Here is an 18,686-nt window from a genome sequence, read left to right as displayed (position 1 = left end):
ATGCTGATTGCGACCAACAGTCGGGGCCATGTGGTGAAGCGCCCTTCGGAGCCGGAGATAGGAACGATGCTTGCCGACCTGGATCAGGGCGATCACCTGATCCTTGAGCGGCAGGACGAGAGCCAGGAAGGCGACTGGTATATCCAGGTGCTGTCCAGCGGGGACGACACCTACCAACTGGAGTACCGCGACGGCGTTCCCGCGGAGCACTACCAGACACAGGCCGTGTCGCAGGAGAAGGTCCTGCAAGCACTCGTCAGCTGGGTGGCCGACAAGCCCACCTGGCGGGAGGGCTTCACGTGGACCAACATCGGCCACTGGTTCATGCCGGCCCCCGAGGACGAGGGCCATCCGACGGTCTAGTACTGCGCCGCCGCTCATGTGATCAGGTCGCCGGGAGCTGGTACGACAGCACGTATGCGTCCGCCGCCATGACCGTGTCGCACACCTCGACGGCCCGCCCCTCGGTGTCGAAGGCGGTGCGGATCAGGTGGATGACCGGCACGCCGGAGGCCAGCCGGAGGGTCTTCACCTCGACGGGCGAGGGCATCCGGGCCCGGATCTCCTCCTCGAAGTGGTCAAGGCGATGGCCGAGTTCTTCGAGACGGGCGTAGATGCCACCGGGCCCGGGGTTGGGCTCGGCGATCTGCGTACCGCGCGCGATGTCGAGCGGCAGGAAGGACGTGGCGAACTCGACCGGCCGCCCGTCCAGCAGATACCGCCGCCGACGGGCCAGCACCCGCCGCACGGACCCGAGCCGCGCGGACACGTCAGGACTGGCCTTCTCCTCCTTCACCTCTAGCGAGTCGACCTGCGGGTGACTGCCGGCGGCATCGGCCTCCACGATGAACGCGGACTTGCCCTGCTCCCGGTGCCGCCGCGCGAACCGGTCCGAGGCCAGACGCCGCACGGGCGGCCGGGGCCGCACGAAGACGCCCTTGCCGTGCTCGGCGTGCACGAGCCCTTCCCCCTGGAGGATGGAGAAGGAGTTTCGAACCGTCATACGGGATACCCCGTAATGCTCGACCAGGTCGGCTTCCGAGGGCAGCTTGTCGCCCTCGTGGAATCGCCCACGGTCGATGGCCTCGCGCAGCTGGTCGGCGATCTGCCGGAAGACCGCACGATCACTCGTGGGGTCCAGGTCGCCGAGGAGGCCGGAAGGAAGAGAAGGGCTCACGCGCGTACTCCTTTAGGTATCTAGACGTGTGGGCGAGTCTTGTTGCTACGGTGGAGAGCCTAGCCAGCCGAGAGGGCCGAGGAACGTGAGCACCGACCGTCCGCACTCCGTGAGCGTCGCCGGAGTCATCGTCGACGCCGAGAACCGCGCCCTCCTGATCCAGCGCCGCGACAACGCCAAGTGGGAACCCCCGGGCGGCGTCCTCGAACGCGAGGAAACCATCCCCGAGGCCCTCCAACGCGAAGTCCTCGAAGAAACCGGCATCAAGATCGCCCTCCCGGCGACCCTGACCGGCGTCTACAAGAACATGACGGGCCTGATCGTCTCGCTGGTCTTCCGCTGCCAGGCCGCCGACGGCACACCCACCACCGGCGACGAGACCCGCGCCCTGCGCTGGGCCACCCGTGAAGAAGTCTCCGACCTTGCCGACGAGGCGTACGCGATCCGCGTCCTGGACGCACTCGACGCGACGTCCCCGCCGGCCATCCGCGCCCACGATGGCGTGAAACTCGTCTAGCCCGAACCCGCTGCACATGGCGGCCTACCAGCACGAAGGAACTTGTATGCACGAGTATACGAGTACAGCCCGGGTCTGGGGGCTCACTTGCCCAGGATTTCCGGAAGAGGTCAGCCGAGCCCGCCGCTGGACCCGCGACATCCTGCGCGGCTCACCCCTCGCCGAGGACGCCGGGCTGATCGTGAGCGAACTGAGCGCGAACGCGGTTCTGCATACGGCCAGCGGCCGGGACTCGGGCAGCTTCCATCTGGCTCTGGCGGTCTCCTCGCAGGTCATTGCCCTGTCGGTGACGGACGGCGGAGGTGCCGGCACGACCCCGAAGGTCGAGCACCAGGACCAGGAGGCCGAGCACGGCCGGGGTTTGGGCATGGTCAGTGCTATCGCGCACCGGGTCGTGGTCCACGAGAGCGACGGTGGCCACACGGTCACCGCGGAACTCTTCACGGGCGCCCGTGTGGGAGGCCACCTGTGGTGACCAATGCAACCCGTCGCGGCTACTGGTGCGAGTGCTGGACCCAAGACCCTGCCGAACCGGAACGACCGACGCTCCGCGGCTCCTTCGACGCCTACTCAGCCGCTCAGGCAGACAGATGGGTAGCAGTTGCACTGCGCACGATCTCTCCGGCACTCGACTCCGGAGCGTCCGATGACGCATGGACCTGGCTGTACCAGGGCCGCATAGCGACACGGCAGGCTCTTCTGCGCAGGCAGCCGTGCCGGGTTTCAGTGACTCATGACAGAACCTGCATCACATGGACCATCCGTCCGGTGATCTTCCTGCCGCTCGCACACCGCCAAGGCGCCGAACTCCCAGCCTGCGTAGACGACTTCAAGCCCCACGCGTCCGACTGAGTTACAACTTTCTCTACTGGTTCAAGGCGGCTCGCTCCGCTCACCGCGCGCGGCCCGGCCCCCGGCCGGGCCTGCGCTCCTGTCTCTGCCCCGCTCCAGCCCGGCCGGCGCCCGTGCCGCGCTCAAAGCATGCAGCCACCTGATGCCAGAGAAGGAGTACGTGGCTGGGGCGGTCGGCTCCGCGGCTTTACGGAGCCACTTTGGCGCGAGCCTCGAAGATCATGGCCCCAACGTCGTGCTTTACCGGGCAGGTCCACAGACTGCCCGACGCGCCGGAAGCTTACGGGGCCATGATCACTCGCGCCAAAGCAGCGCCACCCCAAAGCCGCTCCACCGACCTCACTCGGTTGTCAGGCCCGCGACCCAGGACACAGATAGAGTGGCTCGCTGTGAGCACACCACCTCCCAGCGGAGCGCCAGCGCAACAGCACCTGTTACTACGGGTGAGCAAGGCCAATAAGAAGACGCTGGGACTCTTCGCCGAAGGGATCAACCTGGCGAATGCAACCGCCAGGACCCTGGTGGACCTACAGCATCAATCGTGCGCCGACAGGATACTTCTCGCCAAGACTTTCCTAAAGTCTGGCGATCGACTGATGAGAACGCGTCCGCCCGAGTACCGAAGTGCAATTAGTCGATACTACTACTCGATGTATCACGCACTTCGGGCAGTCGCCTACTTCAACGAAGGCGGAGATGACAAAGAATCTCACGCCGCACTGCCAGGAGCAGTACCTCACGATTTCCCTGACAGTGCAATTTGGCAAAACGAGCTCAAGGATGCACGCTCGCGCAGAAATGAAGCCGACTATGATCCATACCCCATCAACCCGAGGGATTGGCGGGATGTGGCAAAAGACCTCCAAAGCAAAGCGCCCAAGCTGTTGCTGCTAGCCGAATCATACCTTAAGCAGAAGGGGTGCAGTCATCTATGAGCTCTGCCAGCGAAAATGTTCCGGAATTCCTTCGCCAGGAGTTTCGGACGCGGGGAGGAATCGAGGTTCTCGACGTATCGGTGCGGGCATATCCGGATGAAACTAACTATATCGTCCTTGTTGACGAACAGGACTTGCCGGAAGCCGCCCAAATTGGCAACTCACTTGATGACGTAATCTCTTCACCCGAGAGCCGATCCTTCGTTATTGTCAGGAAAGCGCCGAAGGAGCTCGTACGGACTTCGTCTGCTCCATTGAGTGCAGGCGTTCAAGACCCTCGCGCGACGGACCTTTCGCGCCTAATTAGTGCCCGTTCTCGCGTATCAGAAGCCCAGCCCAGCCTTTCCTACGTGCGAGACGTCGAATTCAATCTATCCGCCGTCACCGCCTCCCGACACCATCTAATCTTCGGTAGGCGGGGGGCTGGAAAGACAGCACTGCTAGTAGAGGCGAGGAGGAAGCTCTCCAGCGAAGGGGCAATTTCATGCTGGATCAATATGCAGACCCTTCGCAACGAAACACCAGACCGAGTATTCCTCTATGTCCTAGAAGAGATCTCGGAATCGATTGTATCTAAACAGCAGCAACTTAGGCCCGAGTCCATCATTTCCGTTATGGCTGTCGAACTGTACGAAAGTGTGCGGCGCCTGCTGTCTTCCACGGGCGAAGTGGACACGAAGGAGGTAATGCGGCTAATCCCGCAGGCTCAGAGGACGATTCACCGATTCTTGGAAATGAGTGACCTCCGCTTCTACATCTTTGTGGATGATTTCTACTACCTACCCCGGAATGATCAGCCTAGAATTCTCGATATGCTGCATGGTGCAGTTCGGGATTGCAACGCCTGGTTGAAAATTGCTTCTATCCGTCACTTGACGCGATGGTTTCAGTCTTCTCCCCCATTGGGCCTTCAGACCATGCACGACGCAGATCTGATTGATCTGGACGTCACATTGCAGGACCCTCAGCGTGCCAAGACCTTCCTCGAAAACATCTTGCACCAATACGCAAAGCATGTAGGCGTCGCGTCACTGGGCCGTCTATTCCACGCGGCAGCGCTGGATCGATTGGTTCTGGCCTCAGGGGCGGTGCCGCGCGACTATTTGGTATTGGCCGGCAGTGCGATCTCGAAGGCACAGCGACGGCAAAACGCCAAGTTGGTCGGAGTGCAAGATGTGAATCAAGCTGCTGGCGATGCGGCGCAAGTGAAGTTGCAGGAGCTCGAAGATGACATGGCAGCAGACGTAGCTTCAGCTACCCGCACAATCTCAGGCCTCAAGGCCATTCGAGATTTCTGCCTTGAAGAGACAAGCTTCACTTACTTCCTTGTTGGCTATCGAGACAAGGAAGACAACCCTCACCTCTATAGCATCATCACAGATCTTCTGGATGTACGCATGATTCACCTAATTGATGCCGGGGTTTCTGATGCTCACGCAGCAGGTCAACGATCCGAAGTTTACATGTTGGATCTGAGCCAATTCTCAGGTTCCCGCTTGAAGCAAGGAATCCAGGTTTTGGACTTCTCTGGCGGAAAGATCGTTTCTCGCAAAACTCGCACTTCAGATACAGCAAAAACAGGTAACACACCCCGCCAAGTTATTGCCATTTTGCGAGCTGGGCCAACATTTGAACTACGAAGGCTAAGTGAAGTGATCGCCTAGTAGTCGCGGGAGGCAAACTCTGGCGCGCTATGAAGAGCTACCTCTACTAACCCGGCCACCTACAGCGTATCGATGGTGTAGTCATTTTCGAATAGCTTATGAACCGGCATACTTCGCACATCTGCAGCGGTGTAAACAGAAGGTCCGGAGGGCCTAGGCCTGAAGTACCAATCCCTCCTTACAGTCCTCTGCACCTTGCCACCATAAAGGCCGTTCCTGAGCCCCGGATAAACTCGGTATGCGCGATCAAAGGTTGGCGTACAGCCAGTGAAGGGATATACGGATACTTTTCCATGCTTCCGCTTGAAAGTAAGCCCTGCGCCTGCAGCTACATCAAGGGGAACACCAGCTTGTACCGGAGCGGAAACACTGAATTCGACAGAGGCGTTAGCTGACTGAAAGATCGCAGCAAAACCCGAGTAGGCGCGCAAATGCTCTGTGACGAGCACCCAATCGAGACGCCACTGGCCTGCTGCAAGTGTTTCCCTTAGCGCTCTGACAAGCTCACCCTCATTGGCTAGGCTGAACGCTTCCCCATCCTCGATGTAGAGGATGCATCCCGCCCCGCCATCTATTGATACGGTAAGGGTTCCACCTGATTCGAGTGCATTGACTCCAGCACCCAAGTCAAGTGAGAAATTGCCCGTATCACCAATGATGGTGCGACTGAGCCGGTTTCCAGCAAGCGGTGCGGGTTGAACACCCAAAGCGTTCAGTGCACTATCAACCTTCACGAACTTCTTCGTGGGGTTGAAATACCCGACGTCCCCTAGAGCAACTGTTTCGTACGGCTCCCACGTGCCCCAGTCGCCTGTCGCAGCGTTGACCCAACGAACATAGCTTTCGGAAGTTGCCTGTGCCATAGGTGCTCCCGCTGTCGCATCAGAGTGGACGCAACCCTGATTCCAGGATGCGCCGAACGGCCCGCTGACGCACGTCGAGGGATGGACGCGGTTCTGCACACTCTCTGACCCCAATCACGTCGTCGTCGACGAGTTGGCACTGCAGATGTCCTGGGATCCCGGCAAAGGCCTTCGTGACGTCGACCGTGGCGGCGAGCATGCCGAGAATCGATAACTATTGCCGGCACCCACGTGCAGACGTGCCAGACCCGTGCCAGATCGTGCGGGGAACCACGGGGAACACTGGGGAATCAGTCGGCCACCTGCCAGGCTCCGACACCGCTTCACCGCAGGTCAAGGTCATGGTTGGCCTCGAAGCACACGAGCTTCCCAAGCTCAGAGCGCGGGCACCGCCTGTTTTACGATCTCGACAACCTGAGCAGCGTCACCCAGGATCACGATGTGACCGACGACGAACTGATCCTGGCTACCCGTGCACGCGTGGCCGGCCGGGGACTACCCTGTCCCGCGTCCGCCGAGGACGTCACCAAGGTCGAGCGAATCGTGGGCCACCGGATGCCCGAACTGCTGAAGCGGATGTACCTCGAAGTCGCCAACGGCGGCTTCGGCCCGTCGAAAGTGCCGTCCCTCACCGACACAGGCAAGTGGTTCGGCGACCGCGCGGACATCGCCATGGCCTACGACGACTTCGCCAAGGACCCCGATCACCCACTCCCACCGGGAATCGTGCCTCTCATGAACCGCGGCTGCGCCATGTGGACACTGATCGACTTCCGCACCGCAGACGGGCAGATATGGGACTGGGACCCCAACCTCTGCTGCCTCCCCCACGCCCTCGCCCCGCTCGAACAATCACTGGCCCAGTGGCTCACCGACTGGCTGCACGACGTCATGCCCGACGGGCCCTACCCACACCGCGAACTGTCCAGCAGGGATTGCCCCCACTGGTGACGTCCAGGATGAGTCCGCCGTCTCACTTTCCGTCTCATTCATCACCGTTCACGGCCGTTCAGGCGAGACCGAGAGCCGTCCCAAGACTGGCGGCGAGCCGCCCATGAACCCAGATGAACACCCCCGTACCCAGCCCAAGCCCCTACCCCCACAGTTGGAAAGCGTGTGGGCCGACGGACGCATATCGCCTCGCCTGGACGACCGCAGCCTGCGTAGGGTCACGCGTTAGAGACGACCGGGGCCATGGGGGTCCACGCCGCGCCGGGGGACAGGAGGACGGTGAGCAGGAGACGCTACGTCGCCAAGGGGGTTCCGGGTGGCTATCGCATCTGGGACAACCGAGGACGCCGATGGTGGGGAGACCTCTACGAGCTCTGTCCTGACGACCTCCTGACAGAGCTCAACGGCCAGGCGGACCCAACGCGGATCACAGCGCTGATGAAGCGCTACAGGGCCCAGAAGCGATGAGTGGCGTTGTGCCGTCGACGACTCCGACGCTGGGAGCCGTCAGGGGAGCTTCTTCATCACCCGCAACCCGATCCAGTACGCGAGGACGGCAACCGCGAGGCTGACGAGCGCAGCGGCTGTATTCGGATACTCCTGGGTCAGTTGCTTCGCCGTTTCAAGAGCCGGCCCGCGACTGAAGAAGAAGCCGGTTGTGGCCGCCAGGGTGGCTCCGGCCTTGTCCTTGGTCCACCGCACCTTTGGCCCGGAGTTGCTTGTCACCGGATGGTTGTATCGGGGACGTGGGCGGTGCGCAAGATCTGGGCGACCAGGAGAGACCACCCTTCCGCTCCGTGGGTGCGCGGTACAGCAGCGAAGTACAGCAACCCCAGCAACCGGTAGCACCCCACACCGGCCCGCAAGGGTCGCCAGGCAACCTCTATGACCTTCAATGGCCGATCTCTGCAGAGCTACGGATCAGAAGGTTGCAGGTTCGAATCCTGCCGAGTGCACACAGGTCAAAGCCCCCCCCGGGATCATCCCGGAGGGGGCTTTTTCGTGCCGTACGGCAGTCGAGCGCGGCCCGGTGGACCTTCAGGCCGGCCAGGAGCGAGCTGCAGGTGTGCCGGGTGTACCGCCTGGCGGTGACGGGCGGCGGCGGCGCCGGCACGGCCTCGAAGGTCGAGCACCCGGACCAGGAGGCCGAGCGCGGCCGGGGCCTGGGCATGGTCAGTGCCATCGCCCACGGGTCGTGGTCCATGAGAGCGACGGCGGCCACACGGCCACCGCGGAACTCTTCACGGGCACCAACGCGGGAGGCGACCTGTGGTGACCAAGGAGATCCGTCGCCGCTACCGGTGCGAGTGCTGGACCCAAGACCTCACCACGGGACGACGACCGGCACTCCTTGCCTCCTACGGCGCCTCCACGGCACCCGAGGCAGACAACCGGGTCGCCGCCACCCTCCGCACCCTCACACCAGCACTCGACCCGGAGATTTCTGACGAGGCGTGGGACTGGCTGTGTGAGGGCCGTATCAAGGCCCGCAGAGCATGCTGGTGCTTCGGCCCCTGTGAAGTGTCCGTCACCCAGGCCGACTTGTGCATCACCTGGACGATCCGGCCCGTGCTCCTGCTGTCGTTCGCGCATCGTCAAGGCGGTCAACTACCAGCCTGTGTACACGACTTCAAGTCTCCAGCCACCGACGACTGGAAGCCTTCCATCATCTAGCCCACACCCTCCGCCGCCCCTCGGTCGCCGTCATGTCGCCATCGTGACGGGCCTATGAGAAAGTGGTCTTTGTGGAAGGTTTCGGAAGAAAGGGATCAAATCATGCCTCTTCCGAGCGGAAGATTCAGGCTCCACAGCTACCAACACAATGGCCAGTGGCTCTTCGTTGCCAACGACACAAGAGGCCCTGACCGAGTCGTAGAAGCGCATCCCTACAAGGACGAGGTCCGCAACGAGTTCGAGGCCAAGCCCGACGGCAACGGCGGGATCCACCTCTACAACCCTGCGACGGACTGCTACTTGTTCGTCTCCAACGACACCGAGGCCGGCGACCGGGTAGTGGAAGCGCACCCATACGAGCACGAGCCCCGGAACAGCCTCTACCCCAACGCGCAGTCGGACGGTAGCTGGACGTTCTGGAGCGCTGATGCCCAAGGATTTCTGTTCCTGTCCAACGACACCGAGGGCGGCGACTACATGATCGAGTCACACCCGCCCGATGAGATCCGCAACCGCTTCTACGCGGAACCCATTTGACCCACTCACCGCCCCACTCACCGCCCCGCTCGCCATCCCCGAGCTGGGCGGTGAGCACGTCCAGAGACAGTTCGCAGTCCCACGCGACCGACTGAGGTGCGACCTCATCACCAGTCACCGGGCTCAGACTCCCCGCCCGGAGCGGTTGGACGTGCCGGATGTGTGCCACATCCCGCGGAGAGCGGCGCACCGCGCGCCCGAACTGCCGGTCGTGACGGGCAACTGGTTCTTGGCAAGGAGCCCGTTGCCCTGTCACGATCAAGCCGTGGTCGACCTTTCGAAAGTCGCGAGGCGTGTAGACGTCCTCGCCGACCTGTTGGGCCCGGCGGTCGGCGTCATGCTGCTGGTGATGGGGATCAGGACGTACCGCGACGGGGGCTCCATGGGCTGGCCCGTCGCGGGATTGCTCATCCTCCTGATCAACCTCTGGGTGGCCGGGCGTCGGCTCGCCCGGCGTAGGAAACCCAGACCATCGTCGTAGGGACACGAAGCAGCGGAGCACAGCAGCCCCCAACTGCAGCCGACCGCCAAGGACTCAAGGGAGCTGGGATGCCGCGGTTCATGGACTGGTCCGTAGTCGCGATGGGATGCGCGCTGGTCCTCGCGAGTCTCGGCGGCCGGTGGTGGGAGCGGACCAACGCTCGCAACGGAGCCGGCTTCGATCAGGGCATGCGCTTCTTCTGGGCATGGCTCCCCCTCCTCATGGGCCTGGGGATGATCGGCACCAACGTGCCGCGCCTGCTGCACGCGTCCCACAGCATCGTGATGATCGCGGACACTCTCAACGTCGTATCGGCGGTCACGACGCTGCTCCTGGCCCTCCGAGCGGGTCGTCACCTCTTTCGGACGCGAGGTCTTCGCACCCTCGAATGACGGCAAAGCCGGCAAAGCCGGCAAAGCCGGCGACGACGAGCACGGACGGCGCCGGGTCGCAGAGAGGCAGCGGGGCACGGGACCGTCTGGGGCTTGGCCCTTGATGATGGAGTTACCCAGGCCCTCGGTCTGGAGCCCCACAGGTCCGTCGCATGGCTGGAGGTCATCCGGCTGTGCAGGCGGGCCGTTCGGCTCTACCGGCCGTCGGCGACCGCGGTTAGCTTCGTGTGCGTAACCGGAGCCGGTCGGGCATGTGGGAGGTCGCCATGTCGGTCGAGCAACGAGCCAAGACACCGTGGCTGCCGCCGCGCTGGTTCATCCGCCTGGCCTGGTACGCGCACCGGGGTCTGTACCGGGTCTTCGGAGGCCGTCTCGGCCTGTGGCGGCCACGTGCCAACGGCTGGGGCGCCCTGCGGCTGACCACCACCGGCCGCCGCACAGGCCGCCGGCGCAGTGTCATCATCGGGTATTTCGAAGACGGGCCGAACCTGGTCTCGCTCGCGATGAACGGGTGGGGTGAGGGTGAGCCCGCCTGGTGGCTCAACTTGCAGGCGCACCCGGACGTGACCGTCGATCTGGTCGACGGGCAGCGGCTGGTTCACGGTCACGCCGCATTGGGTGAGGAGCGGTCGCGGCTGTGGGCCCGGTGGCGCGAGATCGACAAGAACCTGGACGCCTACGCGGCACGCCGGCCGCACGACACCGCAGTGGTGGTTCTGGAGCCCCGAGCCAGTGTGCCGGACCCTCCGCAAGGCGACTGATCGGCCGACGCCCCATCTTCAACTGGCACCTCATCTTCAACTGGCACCTCATCTTCGACTGGCACAGGCGCCGACCGGTGGTCTACTACTGAAATCCAGGAGGACTCACAGGTCCGAGCCGTCTCGACCTTGGTTCATGACCGGCTGCCTCAAGGCCCCCTCGCGGCAGGGGAGTGCGTCAGGCGCTTGTCTCCGGGCCCCAGCGTTCCGGCCCCACCCCGTGCCAGTCGATCCACGGCGCCTCCGCGACCTCGGCAGGGTCGATCTCCAGGCCTGCTCGGCGGAGGAACTCGGCGACGTCGGCGACGTTGTGGGCCAGGCCGAGGATCTCGCCGTCCACGCGTACGCGCCGGCCGCCGGTGGGCGACGGCGGGTGCACGATCACGCGAATCGGTCCGGACACGTCTTCAGGATCATCCGGGATGTACGGCCCCGCATTCCAGCGCGTCATTCGAGCACCCTCAGCTCACGTCCCGGTCCGAGCGTCCCAGGTCACGCAGGTCCCACCACTCCGCGGCGCTTGGCCGCCGCTGCCGCCAGTAGGGGTGGAAGAACAGCCGAGCCGACAGCCGGTACAGACGTCGGCGCACCTCGGTACGGCCGGGCTGCTCCGCCAGTAGCCGGTAGGTGGCGCTCCACTCCTGCTGCGCTCGGGTGAGGTCGGCGGGAAACGGTCGCATGCATAAATTCAATCATGTGTTCGATTTATGAGTCCATCGAGGAGGACGACCTCTCCTGTGATGTTCATGCCGCATGGTCCGGCACAGCCCTCACGGCAGCCTGTATGACCTTCGATGAGCGATCTCCGGGGCCCCCTGTGTTTCTGGCCTTTCGGGGACCCGGTGACGGCTGTGTGGATTCTGTGCGCTACGGTGGCTCGCTTTTGTCGTGTACACCTATGGGGGGTCTGATGCGGCGAACCGCAGCGGCCGTGAGTGCCGTCACCGTGCTCGCGCCGCTTCTTCTGGCCGGCGCTTCCACGGCGTCGGCCGCGACCACGGGGTCGCTCACCGTCAGGACGTTGGACCGCAGTGGCAAGGCGGTCTACGCGCAGGTGGCGGTCTACAACACCAAGACGTACGACTTCCGCTACATCGACGGGAACAAGAAGACCTCTCTGCCCAACGGGACGTACGAGCTCGCCACGTCCTTCGTCGGCGGCAACAGCGAGGACGCCGTCGTCGGCGGTCACAGTGTGAAGGTCTCCGGGGCGACTACAAGCACGTTCGACGGGCGGAAGGGGCGTGCGGTCAAGGTCTCGCTCAGTCCCACCCCGGGCAGCGGGTACGACCACACGGTCACCGCGTCCGTCTGCGCCACCGACAACAGCCCCGCCAGCATGAGCATTTCGGCGGACGCGGGCGACCTGTACGCCATCCCGAACAGCAGCAGGGCCTACGAGCTGTCCTACGGCACCACGTACGAGCCGCAGTCGACGACCGGCGGGGACTTCTGGATGGCCTCCGCCACGCACAGCCGCGGTGTGCCGTCCGGGGTGTCCGCGACGCTCAGGAAGTCCGGGCTGACCAACCTCAAGGTGTCCGCCCGCTCCGGCCCCGACAGCGGGCAGGCGCAGTTCTCCTTCACGTACTCGTCGGGGGGCGGCGACGACTGCTCGATGCAGACGAACGGGCTCTGGTTCCAGCGTGACCTGCCCAACTCCTTCAACGTCCACATTCCGTCCGGCAGTTGGGACGTGAGCCAGCAGAGCCACGACCTCGTCTACAGCGGCCACCACACCTACGCGGCCGGCAGGACCACCTCGCTGTCCTTCGGCCACGCGGTCTGGGGACCCGGTGGGCAACTGCCGTACACCTGGTACCACCAGCTGTACTTCGGGGACATCAACCCGTTCGCCGACCCCAAGTTCACGGGGGGCGGCGTGCTGGCCTCCGGCACCCTGAAACTGACTCACGCGGGCAAGACGCTGTACAAGCACGACTTCACCCCCTCGCAGGAGCTCGATCCGCATCCGCGGATCCCCGGGTCCGGTTGGTACACGCTCACCGAAACCGCCCACCGAGGCGGCCTGCCGTCCGGTTCGCTGTCGACCTCCTCCAGCCTCTCGCTGCACTTCTACGCCGACGCCGGCAAGAACCAGCAAGTCCGGGACTACATCGCCCGGTTCTGGCCCGAGGGGCTCAACTCCAGGAACCAGGCGGCCGCCGGCTCGACCACGACCGTCGACCTGGGCATGCAGCGGCTCGGCACGGGCGACAGCACGATCGGCCGGTTGTCGGACGGCGTGAAGTCCGTGCATGCCTGGTACACCACCGACAACGGCGCCCACTGGAACGCCGCCACCGCGAAGCTGTCCGGCGGCAAGTGGACCATCGCCGTCCACAACCCGACCTCCGGTCCCGGCCGCATCGGCCTGCGCTCGACGGTCACCGACACCCACGGCGACAGCTCGACGACCACGGTGTACAACGCGTACGCCGTGAGCTGAGGGCGCGGCACAGCTGAGAGGCCCTGGAATGCGCCACGCGTCCGGGGCCTCTTTTCGTTGTCCGGGCGTACGACGGCCATACTCGGGCCATGGCTCCAGCGCCCCCCACCGTCTCAGAGCCGTGCCACCGCCTGCTCGCCGACGTACTCGCCGTAGGCGCCCCCTACCCGCTCGCGCTCACCGGCGACTACGCCGTCCAGGCACACGGCCTGGGCCACCGTCTCGGCCAGGACTTCGAATTCGCCACCGAGAGCGCCGAGGACATGGAGCGGATCGCCGCCGCGCTGCGGGCGGGGCTGTGGGGACGGGGCTGGCAGGCAGGGGCGTTGGCGACGGACTCCCTCTCCGCGTGGCTGATCGTCACCGATCCGGACAGCGGCGAGGAGTGCGAGGTGGGCGTTCTCAAGGAGCTGCTGTGGCGGCCGCCGGTCCGGACCGGGTACGGCCTCGCCCTCTCCCTGGAGGACGTCGTCGGCACCAAGGTCCGGGCGCTGGCCGACCGCGGCCTCGTCCGCGACCTCATCGACGTCCGCGCCGCCGCGAACCACTGGACCGCCCCTGAGCTGGAAGAACTCGGTCGCCGCCATACCCGCGACGACACCCTCGACCTCACCGACCTCCACATGCGTCTGACCGGCCTGGACTGGATCGACGACACCGCCTTCACCACGTACGGCCTCGACACGGACGCGATCAGCGAGCTGCGCGGGTGGGCCCAGGGGTGGGCGGACGACATCGGGGAGCGGTTGCTCGAAGCGGGCGATCCGGAGGAGGACGCCGGTCAGGCGTAGGTCCGGCGCCAGGCGTTCGAGCTGTACGTGCACTTGATCGCCGTACCGCTCGCCGTGGTCGTCCTGGTGACGGTGACCGTCGCGGTACGGGCGCCGCGTACGGGTGCAAGAACTGATGGGCTCGTGACTTTGGGTGCTGTGGGGCGCTGATTCAGGCGGCGATTTCGGGCCGCCGCTGCTCCGCCAGACGGTGGAACGCCTGTGTGGTGCGAGGGTGGGCGAGTTCGTCCAGCACGTGGCGCCACTCGGGGTCGGCGGCGTCCGGGTGGGCCTGGTCCCAGGCGGTGAGGAGCGGCGAGAGCTCGCTCTCGTGGCTCTCGCGCGGGACGGTCCTGGAGGGCTGCTGCGCTTTCATGAGGTTTCCTCTCCTGCATCGATTCCTGCATCGATTCCTGCATCGAGTCGTCCTGCATCGAGTCCTGGATCGATCCGATGCTTCTACGATGCCGCTGTTCCGGCGCTGCCACCATGAAGCGTCCTACCGGATCGGGGGTGCAGCCACCTGCACCCCGTAAGGGGGCGTATGCCGTATGGAGAACGATATTCCGCTGTCCGGCGGCCGTATCACCCCTGGCGTCGTCAGGGCCGGCGACACCGTACGGCGGCCGGTCACCGCGGCCTCCCCCTTCGTCGCGGAACTTCTCGGCCATCTCCAGCGGCGGGGTTTCACCGGCGCCCCGCGCCACCTCGGGACCGACGCCGCGGGGAGGGACGTCCTCAGCTATGTCCCCGGCTCGGTGCCCGCCCGCTTCCGCCACTGGAGCGACGCCCAGGTCGCCGCGGCCGGCACCCTGCTCCGTGGCCTGCACGACGCCACGCGCGCGTGCGGCCTCGTCGGCCGGCACTCCGTGGTGTGCCACCACGACCCGGGGCCGAACAACACCGTCTTCCGCGACGACGTCCCCGTCGCCTTCGTCGACTTCGACACCGCAGCCCCGGGTGAACCCCTCGAAGACCTCGGCTACATGGCGTGGACCTGGTGCGTCGCCTCGAAGGCCGAGGCTCCGCCGGTCGGCGTCCAGGCCACGCAGGTCCGCGTCCTCGCCGACGCCTACGGACTCGACGGGGCCGCCCGCTCCGGACTCGTCGACGCCATGCTCGAACGGCAGACACGCAACGCCGGTTGGTGGCGCGACCGGCTCTCCGGGGCTGGTGACAGTGACCGGCCGGCCGGTGCAGCGGACAGTGACCGCGGACGGATCATCCAGAGCATCCGCTGGTCCGAGCGTGAACGTGCGTATACGGCGGCCAACCGCGCCGTGTTCGCGGCAGCCCTGCGCTGATCGCCGAGCACGGACGCGGCAACCTGCCCTGGTCGCCCACGCTTCCTTCTCCTTACGACGCCTGCGCCACGGCCACCGCCGGCGCGAACCACACCGCACGCGCGCGCGTGCCCACCGACTCGGGCCTCCCGGCCCCGGCCCTGGCAGCGGCCCCGCTCCCGCCCGCGAACACGAACAGCCGCAGGACCAGGAAGCGGCCGACGCCGGCGAGGGCGGAGGCGCCCAGGTAGACGACCTGCTCGGTCGCCATCGAGGGGGACGACTGCACGGCGTGCAGGACGAACATCGCGGCGCAGGTCACGACGTAGGCCGCCGTGGCCGAACCCGCCGACTGCCAGTGCTCGCGCAGGCCGGGGCGGCGCCCGGTGCCGAAGGTCACGCGCGCGTGGAGCTCGGTGCAGAGGAGGGTCGAGACGACCGTGATCACCGCGTTGGCCACCGCCCACGGCATCGACAAGGCCACGACCGGGACCGCCGCACTGGAGAGCAGACCGACACCGCCGCCGCACACCACGAAACGGAGGAAGGAGGCGAACGGGCCGATCGGGCGCGCCGACTTGGCCTTCGTGCGCTGCGTCTCCATGGGGGTGTCCACGGTGTCTTCCCTCCGGGCGGGAGTCGGTGCCGATCAAGTGGTGATCAGCTGTCTCCAACGATCCCGTCAGCGGCTCACCGCGACGATGGGGCGCACTCCCGAAGCCGAGGTAGGGCTGGCTCCACCATTCGGTCCGTCCGGCAGTGCTTCTCCGGATACCCCGCCGCCGATCACGTAGGCGAAGCAGGTCAGGTCGGTGATGCGGCCGACCTTCTGGGCCATCTCCTGCTGGCCGATCATGCTCGTCGCGACGGTCGCCGGGTGGACCGGTTCGGCGGCCGCGACCGCCGGGAGCGTGGCGGTGAGCGTGCCGGTGACGTGGCTGCCGCACCTGCCCGGCGGGGCGAAGGCGAGGATGCCTGGTCCCCGGCTCGTTGTCAGTGCTGCCGTCTAATCTCGGAGGCAATGGCACAGGCATGGAAGTGCTCGGGGCTGCGATGGGCGGAAAGTGGGCCCGAGCTGGTGTGGGACGGCGGGCGGCGCAGTGCGCTGACCTGGGGGAAACGGGTGGCCTTCGGGGTCGCGGACGGGGGTGTGCGGACATGTGTGGGAGCGCGGGGGCATGCGTGTCCGGTGCGGGCGGCCGTGTCGGGGCGGAGCACGGGGGCGCGGTGCGAGGAGTGTGCGCGGCTGGACCGGGCACACTCGGTGGCCGCCGACACGATCGCGGACGACCCACGGCCGTACCACGTATATCTGGCCTGGTTCGGGCCCGGCATGGTCAAGGTCGGCATCACCGCCGAAGAGCGGGGCTCCGCGCGGCTGCTTGAGCAAGGGGCGGTGTGCTTCAGCTGGCTGGGCCTGGGGCCACTGATGGCGGCACGGCGGAGTGAGGAGCTGCTGCGGGCGGCTCTTGGGGTGCCGGACCGGATTCCGTACGGCGAGAAGCGGGCCGTGCGGTCCCGGTTGCCGGCGTCGGCGGCGGAGCGGGCGGCCGAGGTGGAGGCGCTGCACGGGCGGGCCGTGGGGTTGGGTGGCTGGCCCGAGTCGCTGGAGCGGGAGCCCTGCCAAGTCGTCGACCATGTCGGGGTGTTCGGGCTGGAGGGGTTGCCGGGTGCTCTCGGGGAGGTGGGTGAGCTGGTCGCCGGCGGATGGGTGAGCGGGGAGCTGGTCGCCGCCGCGGGACCGGATCTGCACCTTGCCACCGGGCGGGGAGTGGTGGTGCTGGACACCCGGCTGATGACGGGGTGGGAGATCGTGCCCGCCGGGGAGGAGCGTGGACTCACGGTCCCGGTGAGGGAGTTCAGGGAGGCCGCAGGGGTCCAGGACGGGTTGTTCTGAGCTGTCGAGGGTGCCGGATGGTCAAGAGTTGGATCCCTCACGGATCCCTTTGGGCAAGGCGACGGATCCCTTTCGGCAAGGTCCTGGACGGGGCGCCGGTCCGGAACCGATCGTGAATGACATGAGCGATCACCGCATTGCACCTGTCACCCGCGTGACGCCGGTCCCCGCCCACGAACCCCCTTACTACGCCGTCGTCTTCACCTCACTCCGCACCGAGGGCGACGACGGCTACGGCGAAACCGCCGCGCGCATGGGCGAGCTGGTCAAGGAGGTGCCCGGCTTCCTCGGCGAGGACTCGGCCCGCACACCCGGCGGGCTCTCCGTCACCGTCGCCTACTTCCGGGACCTGGCAGGGATGGAGGAGTGGCGGAACCACGCCGAGCACCGGGCCGCGAAGGCGTACGGGAGGGAACACTGGTACGAGCGATACTCCCTGCACATCGCCAGGGTCGAGCACAGCCACGGTTTCGAGAGGGCGCATGACTGAGACAGGCGCGGGGGCGGAGACGGGTGCCGAGGCCGAGGAGGTCCGGCGGTTCTGGGAAGGGCTCGGGCTGCCGGGGATCGTCGACGTCCACACCCACTTCATGCCGGAGCGGGTGATGCGCAAGGTCTGGGACTACTTCGACGGGCTGGGACCGATGACCGGCGGGCTGGAGTGGCCGATCACGTACCGGAAGGAGGAAGAGGAACGGGTCGCGTTGATACGGGAGTTCGGGGCGCGGGCCTTCACGGCCATGCTCTACCCGCACAAGCCCGGCATGGCGCGGTGGCTCAACGGCTGGGCCGTCGACTTCGCCGCGCGCACCCCGGACTGTCTGCACACCTCGACTCTCTTCCCGGAGGCGGGAGCCGAGACCTACGTCCGGGAGGCCCTGGACGCCGGGGCGCGGGTGTTCAAGGCGCATGTGCAGGTGGGTGCGTACGACCCGGCGAGCGAACTCCTCGACTCCGCCTGGGGGTTGCTCGCGGAGGCCGGGACGCCGATCGTGATCCACTGCGGGTCCGGGCCGGCACCCGGCAAGTACACCGGGCCCGAGCGGATCGCGCGCGTGCTCGCCCGCCACCCCCGGCTGCGACTGGTCGTGGCACACATGGGGATGCCGGAGTACGAGGACTTCCTCGACCTGGCCGAGCGGTTCGAGGAGGTGCGGCTGGACACGACGATGGCGTTCACGGACTTCGCCGAGCGGTTCGCGCCGTTCCCGCGGCGGGCGCTGTCCCGGCTGGCGGACCTCGGCGACCGCATCCTGCTGGGCACCGACTTCCCCAACATCCCTTATCCGTACGTCCGGCAGCTGTACGCCCTGGAGGGGCTGGGGCTCGGGGAGGAGTGGCTGAGGGCCGTGTGTCATGACAACGGGGTGCGGTTGTTCGGGCTCTGAGCCCGGTTGTCATCCAGGCCGCCATCCGGGCTTTGGCGGGGTCCTCAGTCCACCCACAGGGATCCTTTACGCCCTGATCACCAGGGCGTGACCGA

The 18,686-nt window shown here is 66.0% G+C and carries 27 protein-coding genes and 1 pseudogene; 20 read left to right on the top strand and 8 right to left on the bottom strand.

Annotation, left to right across the window (positions count from 1 at the left end):
• Nucleotides 1-363: a hypothetical protein gene (locus ACWC09_RS16965; protein ID WP_450851314.1), complete on the top strand. Its 363-nt coding sequence runs from the start codon at nt 1-3 to the stop codon at nt 361-363.
• A gap of 22 nt (nt 364-385) precedes the next feature.
• Here ACWC09_RS16965 and ACWC09_RS16960 read toward each other — a convergent pair whose 3' ends face one another.
• Nucleotides 386-1,177 (bottom strand): GntR family transcriptional regulator, encoded by a 792-nt coding sequence (locus ACWC09_RS16960; RefSeq protein WP_450851313.1) that lies wholly within the window; start codon nt 1,175-1,177, stop codon nt 386-388.
• Between the two features lie 109 nt (nt 1,178-1,286).
• On the opposite strand from ACWC09_RS16960, the gene ACWC09_RS16955 reads away from it, so the two are divergent.
• The 5 genes from ACWC09_RS16955 to ACWC09_RS16935 all read left to right on the top strand — a co-directional run bounded on the left by ACWC09_RS16955 (nt 1,287) and on the right by ACWC09_RS16935 (nt 5,145).
• Entirely contained in the window at nt 1,287-1,694 is a 408-nt protein-coding gene (locus tag ACWC09_RS16955) for an NUDIX hydrolase (RefSeq protein WP_450851396.1), read from the top strand.
• Nucleotides 1,695-1,740: 46 nt separating this feature from the next.
• On the top strand, nt 1,741-2,169 hold the full coding sequence (locus tag ACWC09_RS16950; RefSeq protein ID WP_450851312.1) for an ATP-binding protein: 429 nt from the start codon (nt 1,741-1,743) through the stop codon (nt 2,167-2,169).
• Entirely contained in the window at nt 2,163-2,546 is a 384-nt protein-coding gene (locus ACWC09_RS16945; RefSeq protein WP_450851311.1) for a hypothetical protein, read from the top strand. The genes ACWC09_RS16950 and ACWC09_RS16945 overlap by 7 nt, the downstream gene beginning before the upstream one ends.
• Nucleotides 2,547-2,989: 443 nt before the next feature.
• Nucleotides 2,990-3,481, top strand: coding sequence for a HEPN domain-containing protein (locus tag ACWC09_RS16940; protein WP_450851310.1), 492 nt, complete (start codon nt 2,990-2,992; stop codon nt 3,479-3,481).
• Nucleotides 3,478-5,145, top strand: coding sequence for a hypothetical protein (locus ACWC09_RS16935; protein WP_450851309.1), 1,668 nt, complete (start codon nt 3,478-3,480; stop codon nt 5,143-5,145). Before ACWC09_RS16940 ends, ACWC09_RS16935 begins: the two co-directional genes overlap by 4 nt.
• A gap of 59 nt (nt 5,146-5,204) precedes the next feature.
• On the opposite strand, the gene ACWC09_RS16930 is transcribed toward ACWC09_RS16935, so the two are convergent.
• Nucleotides 5,205-6,008 carry a hypothetical protein gene (locus tag ACWC09_RS16930; protein WP_450851308.1) on the bottom strand — a complete coding sequence of 268 codons (804 nt, stop codon included), beginning with the start codon at nt 6,006-6,008 and terminating at the stop codon, nt 5,205-5,207.
• Between the two features lie 345 nt (nt 6,009-6,353).
• Between ACWC09_RS16930 and ACWC09_RS16925 the strand changes: the two genes are divergently transcribed.
• Nucleotides 6,354-6,959, top strand: a complete 606-nt coding sequence (locus tag ACWC09_RS16925) for an SMI1/KNR4 family protein (RefSeq protein WP_450851307.1) — start codon at nt 6,354-6,356, stop codon at nt 6,957-6,959.
• A 279-nt stretch (nt 6,960-7,238) separates the two neighbouring features.
• A complete protein-coding gene (locus ACWC09_RS16920; protein WP_381335886.1) occupies nt 7,239-7,427 on the top strand; it encodes a hypothetical protein in 189 nt (62 codons plus the stop codon).
• A gap of 39 nt (nt 7,428-7,466) precedes the next feature.
• Here ACWC09_RS16920 and ACWC09_RS16915 read toward each other — a convergent pair whose 3' ends face one another.
• The gene (locus ACWC09_RS16915; protein ID WP_450851306.1) at nt 7,467-7,685 is read right to left on the bottom strand and encodes a hypothetical protein; all 219 of its coding nucleotides are present in this window, start codon (nt 7,683-7,685) and stop codon (nt 7,467-7,469) included.
• A gap of 344 nt (nt 7,686-8,029) precedes the next feature.
• On the opposite strand from ACWC09_RS16915, the pseudogene ACWC09_RS16910 reads away from it, so the two are divergent.
• The 6 genes and pseudogenes from ACWC09_RS16910 to ACWC09_RS16885 form a co-directional block, all read left to right on the top strand.
• A pseudogene (locus ACWC09_RS16910) lies at nt 8,030-8,235 on the top strand (ATP-binding protein); the annotation flags it as partial.
• Nucleotides 8,232-8,633, top strand: coding sequence for a hypothetical protein (locus tag ACWC09_RS16905; RefSeq protein WP_450851305.1), 402 nt, complete (start codon nt 8,232-8,234; stop codon nt 8,631-8,633). The pseudogene ACWC09_RS16910 and the gene ACWC09_RS16905, both read left to right, overlap by 4 nt.
• Before the next feature lie 102 nt (nt 8,634-8,735).
• A complete protein-coding gene (locus ACWC09_RS16900; RefSeq protein ID WP_450851304.1) occupies nt 8,736-9,170 on the top strand; it encodes a hypothetical protein in 435 nt (144 codons plus the stop codon).
• 265 nt (nt 9,171-9,435) lie between these two features.
• Nucleotides 9,436-9,651 (top strand): hypothetical protein, encoded by a 216-nt coding sequence (locus tag ACWC09_RS16895; protein WP_450851303.1) that lies wholly within the window; start codon nt 9,436-9,438, stop codon nt 9,649-9,651.
• A 68-nt stretch (nt 9,652-9,719) separates the two neighbouring features.
• The gene (locus tag ACWC09_RS16890) at nt 9,720-10,043 is read left to right on the top strand and encodes a hypothetical protein (RefSeq protein WP_450851302.1); all 324 of its coding nucleotides are present in this window, start codon (nt 9,720-9,722) and stop codon (nt 10,041-10,043) included.
• A 266-nt stretch (nt 10,044-10,309) separates the two neighbouring features.
• A complete protein-coding gene (locus ACWC09_RS16885) occupies nt 10,310-10,804 on the top strand; it encodes a nitroreductase/quinone reductase family protein (protein WP_450851301.1) in 495 nt (164 codons plus the stop codon).
• A gap of 178 nt (nt 10,805-10,982) precedes the next feature.
• Here ACWC09_RS16885 and ACWC09_RS16880 read toward each other — a convergent pair whose 3' ends face one another.
• Complete coding sequence (locus ACWC09_RS16880) at nt 10,983-11,207, bottom strand: hypothetical protein (protein ID WP_450851300.1); 225 nt, start codon at nt 11,205-11,207, stop codon at nt 10,983-10,985.
• Nucleotides 11,208-11,265: 58 nt separating this feature from the next.
• Nucleotides 11,266-11,484: a hypothetical protein gene (locus ACWC09_RS16875; RefSeq protein WP_450851299.1), complete on the bottom strand. Its 219-nt coding sequence runs from the start codon at nt 11,482-11,484 to the stop codon at nt 11,266-11,268.
• A 230-nt stretch (nt 11,485-11,714) separates the two neighbouring features.
• Here ACWC09_RS16875 and ACWC09_RS16870 point away from each other — a divergent pair, with 230 nt between their 5' ends.
• On the top strand, nt 11,715-13,253 hold the full coding sequence (locus ACWC09_RS16870) for a hypothetical protein (RefSeq protein ID WP_450851298.1): 1,539 nt from the start codon (nt 11,715-11,717) through the stop codon (nt 13,251-13,253).
• Between the two features lie 89 nt (nt 13,254-13,342).
• Nucleotides 13,343-14,044: a nucleotidyl transferase AbiEii/AbiGii toxin family protein gene (locus ACWC09_RS16865; RefSeq protein ID WP_450851297.1), complete on the top strand. Its 702-nt coding sequence runs from the start codon at nt 13,343-13,345 to the stop codon at nt 14,042-14,044.
• 151 nt (nt 14,045-14,195) lie between these two features.
• Here the strand turns inward: ACWC09_RS16865 and ACWC09_RS16860 are convergent, their stop codons facing one another.
• Nucleotides 14,196-14,399, bottom strand: coding sequence for a hypothetical protein (locus tag ACWC09_RS16860; RefSeq protein WP_450851296.1), 204 nt, complete (start codon nt 14,397-14,399; stop codon nt 14,196-14,198).
• Nucleotides 14,400-14,574: 175 nt separating this feature from the next.
• On the opposite strand from ACWC09_RS16860, the gene ACWC09_RS16855 reads away from it, so the two are divergent.
• Nucleotides 14,575-15,327, top strand: a complete 753-nt coding sequence (locus tag ACWC09_RS16855) for a phosphotransferase family protein (protein WP_450851295.1) — start codon at nt 14,575-14,577, stop codon at nt 15,325-15,327.
• 52 nt (nt 15,328-15,379) lie between these two features.
• On the opposite strand, the gene ACWC09_RS16850 is transcribed toward ACWC09_RS16855, so the two are convergent.
• Both ACWC09_RS16850 and ACWC09_RS16845 read right to left on the bottom strand, forming a co-directional pair.
• Nucleotides 15,380-15,910 (bottom strand): hypothetical protein, encoded by a 531-nt coding sequence (locus tag ACWC09_RS16850; RefSeq protein ID WP_450851395.1) that lies wholly within the window; start codon nt 15,908-15,910, stop codon nt 15,380-15,382.
• A 78-nt stretch (nt 15,911-15,988) separates the two neighbouring features.
• Entirely contained in the window at nt 15,989-16,162 is a 174-nt protein-coding gene (locus ACWC09_RS16845) for a hypothetical protein (protein WP_450851294.1), read from the bottom strand.
• 165 nt (nt 16,163-16,327) lie between these two features.
• Between ACWC09_RS16845 and ACWC09_RS16840 the strand changes: the two genes are divergently transcribed.
• From ACWC09_RS16840 to ACWC09_RS16830, 3 genes are all read left to right on the top strand, one after another.
• Nucleotides 16,328-17,203, top strand: a complete 876-nt coding sequence (locus ACWC09_RS16840) for a DUF2797 domain-containing protein (protein WP_450851293.1) — start codon at nt 16,328-16,330, stop codon at nt 17,201-17,203.
• 121 nt (nt 17,204-17,324) lie between these two features.
• Nucleotides 17,325-17,693: an antibiotic biosynthesis monooxygenase family protein gene (locus ACWC09_RS16835; RefSeq protein WP_450851292.1), complete on the top strand. Its 369-nt coding sequence runs from the start codon at nt 17,325-17,327 to the stop codon at nt 17,691-17,693.
• The gene (locus ACWC09_RS16830; protein ID WP_450851291.1) at nt 17,686-18,591 is read left to right on the top strand and encodes an amidohydrolase family protein; all 906 of its coding nucleotides are present in this window, start codon (nt 17,686-17,688) and stop codon (nt 18,589-18,591) included. The genes ACWC09_RS16835 and ACWC09_RS16830 overlap by 8 nt, the downstream gene beginning before the upstream one ends.
• Nucleotides 18,592-18,686: the final 95 nt, after the last annotated feature.

It is taken from the genome of Streptomyces sp. NPDC001617, from assembly GCF_053596855.1.
Note: the sequence above shows the minus strand (reverse complement) of the source record. Positions and strands in the feature narration are given on the sequence as shown.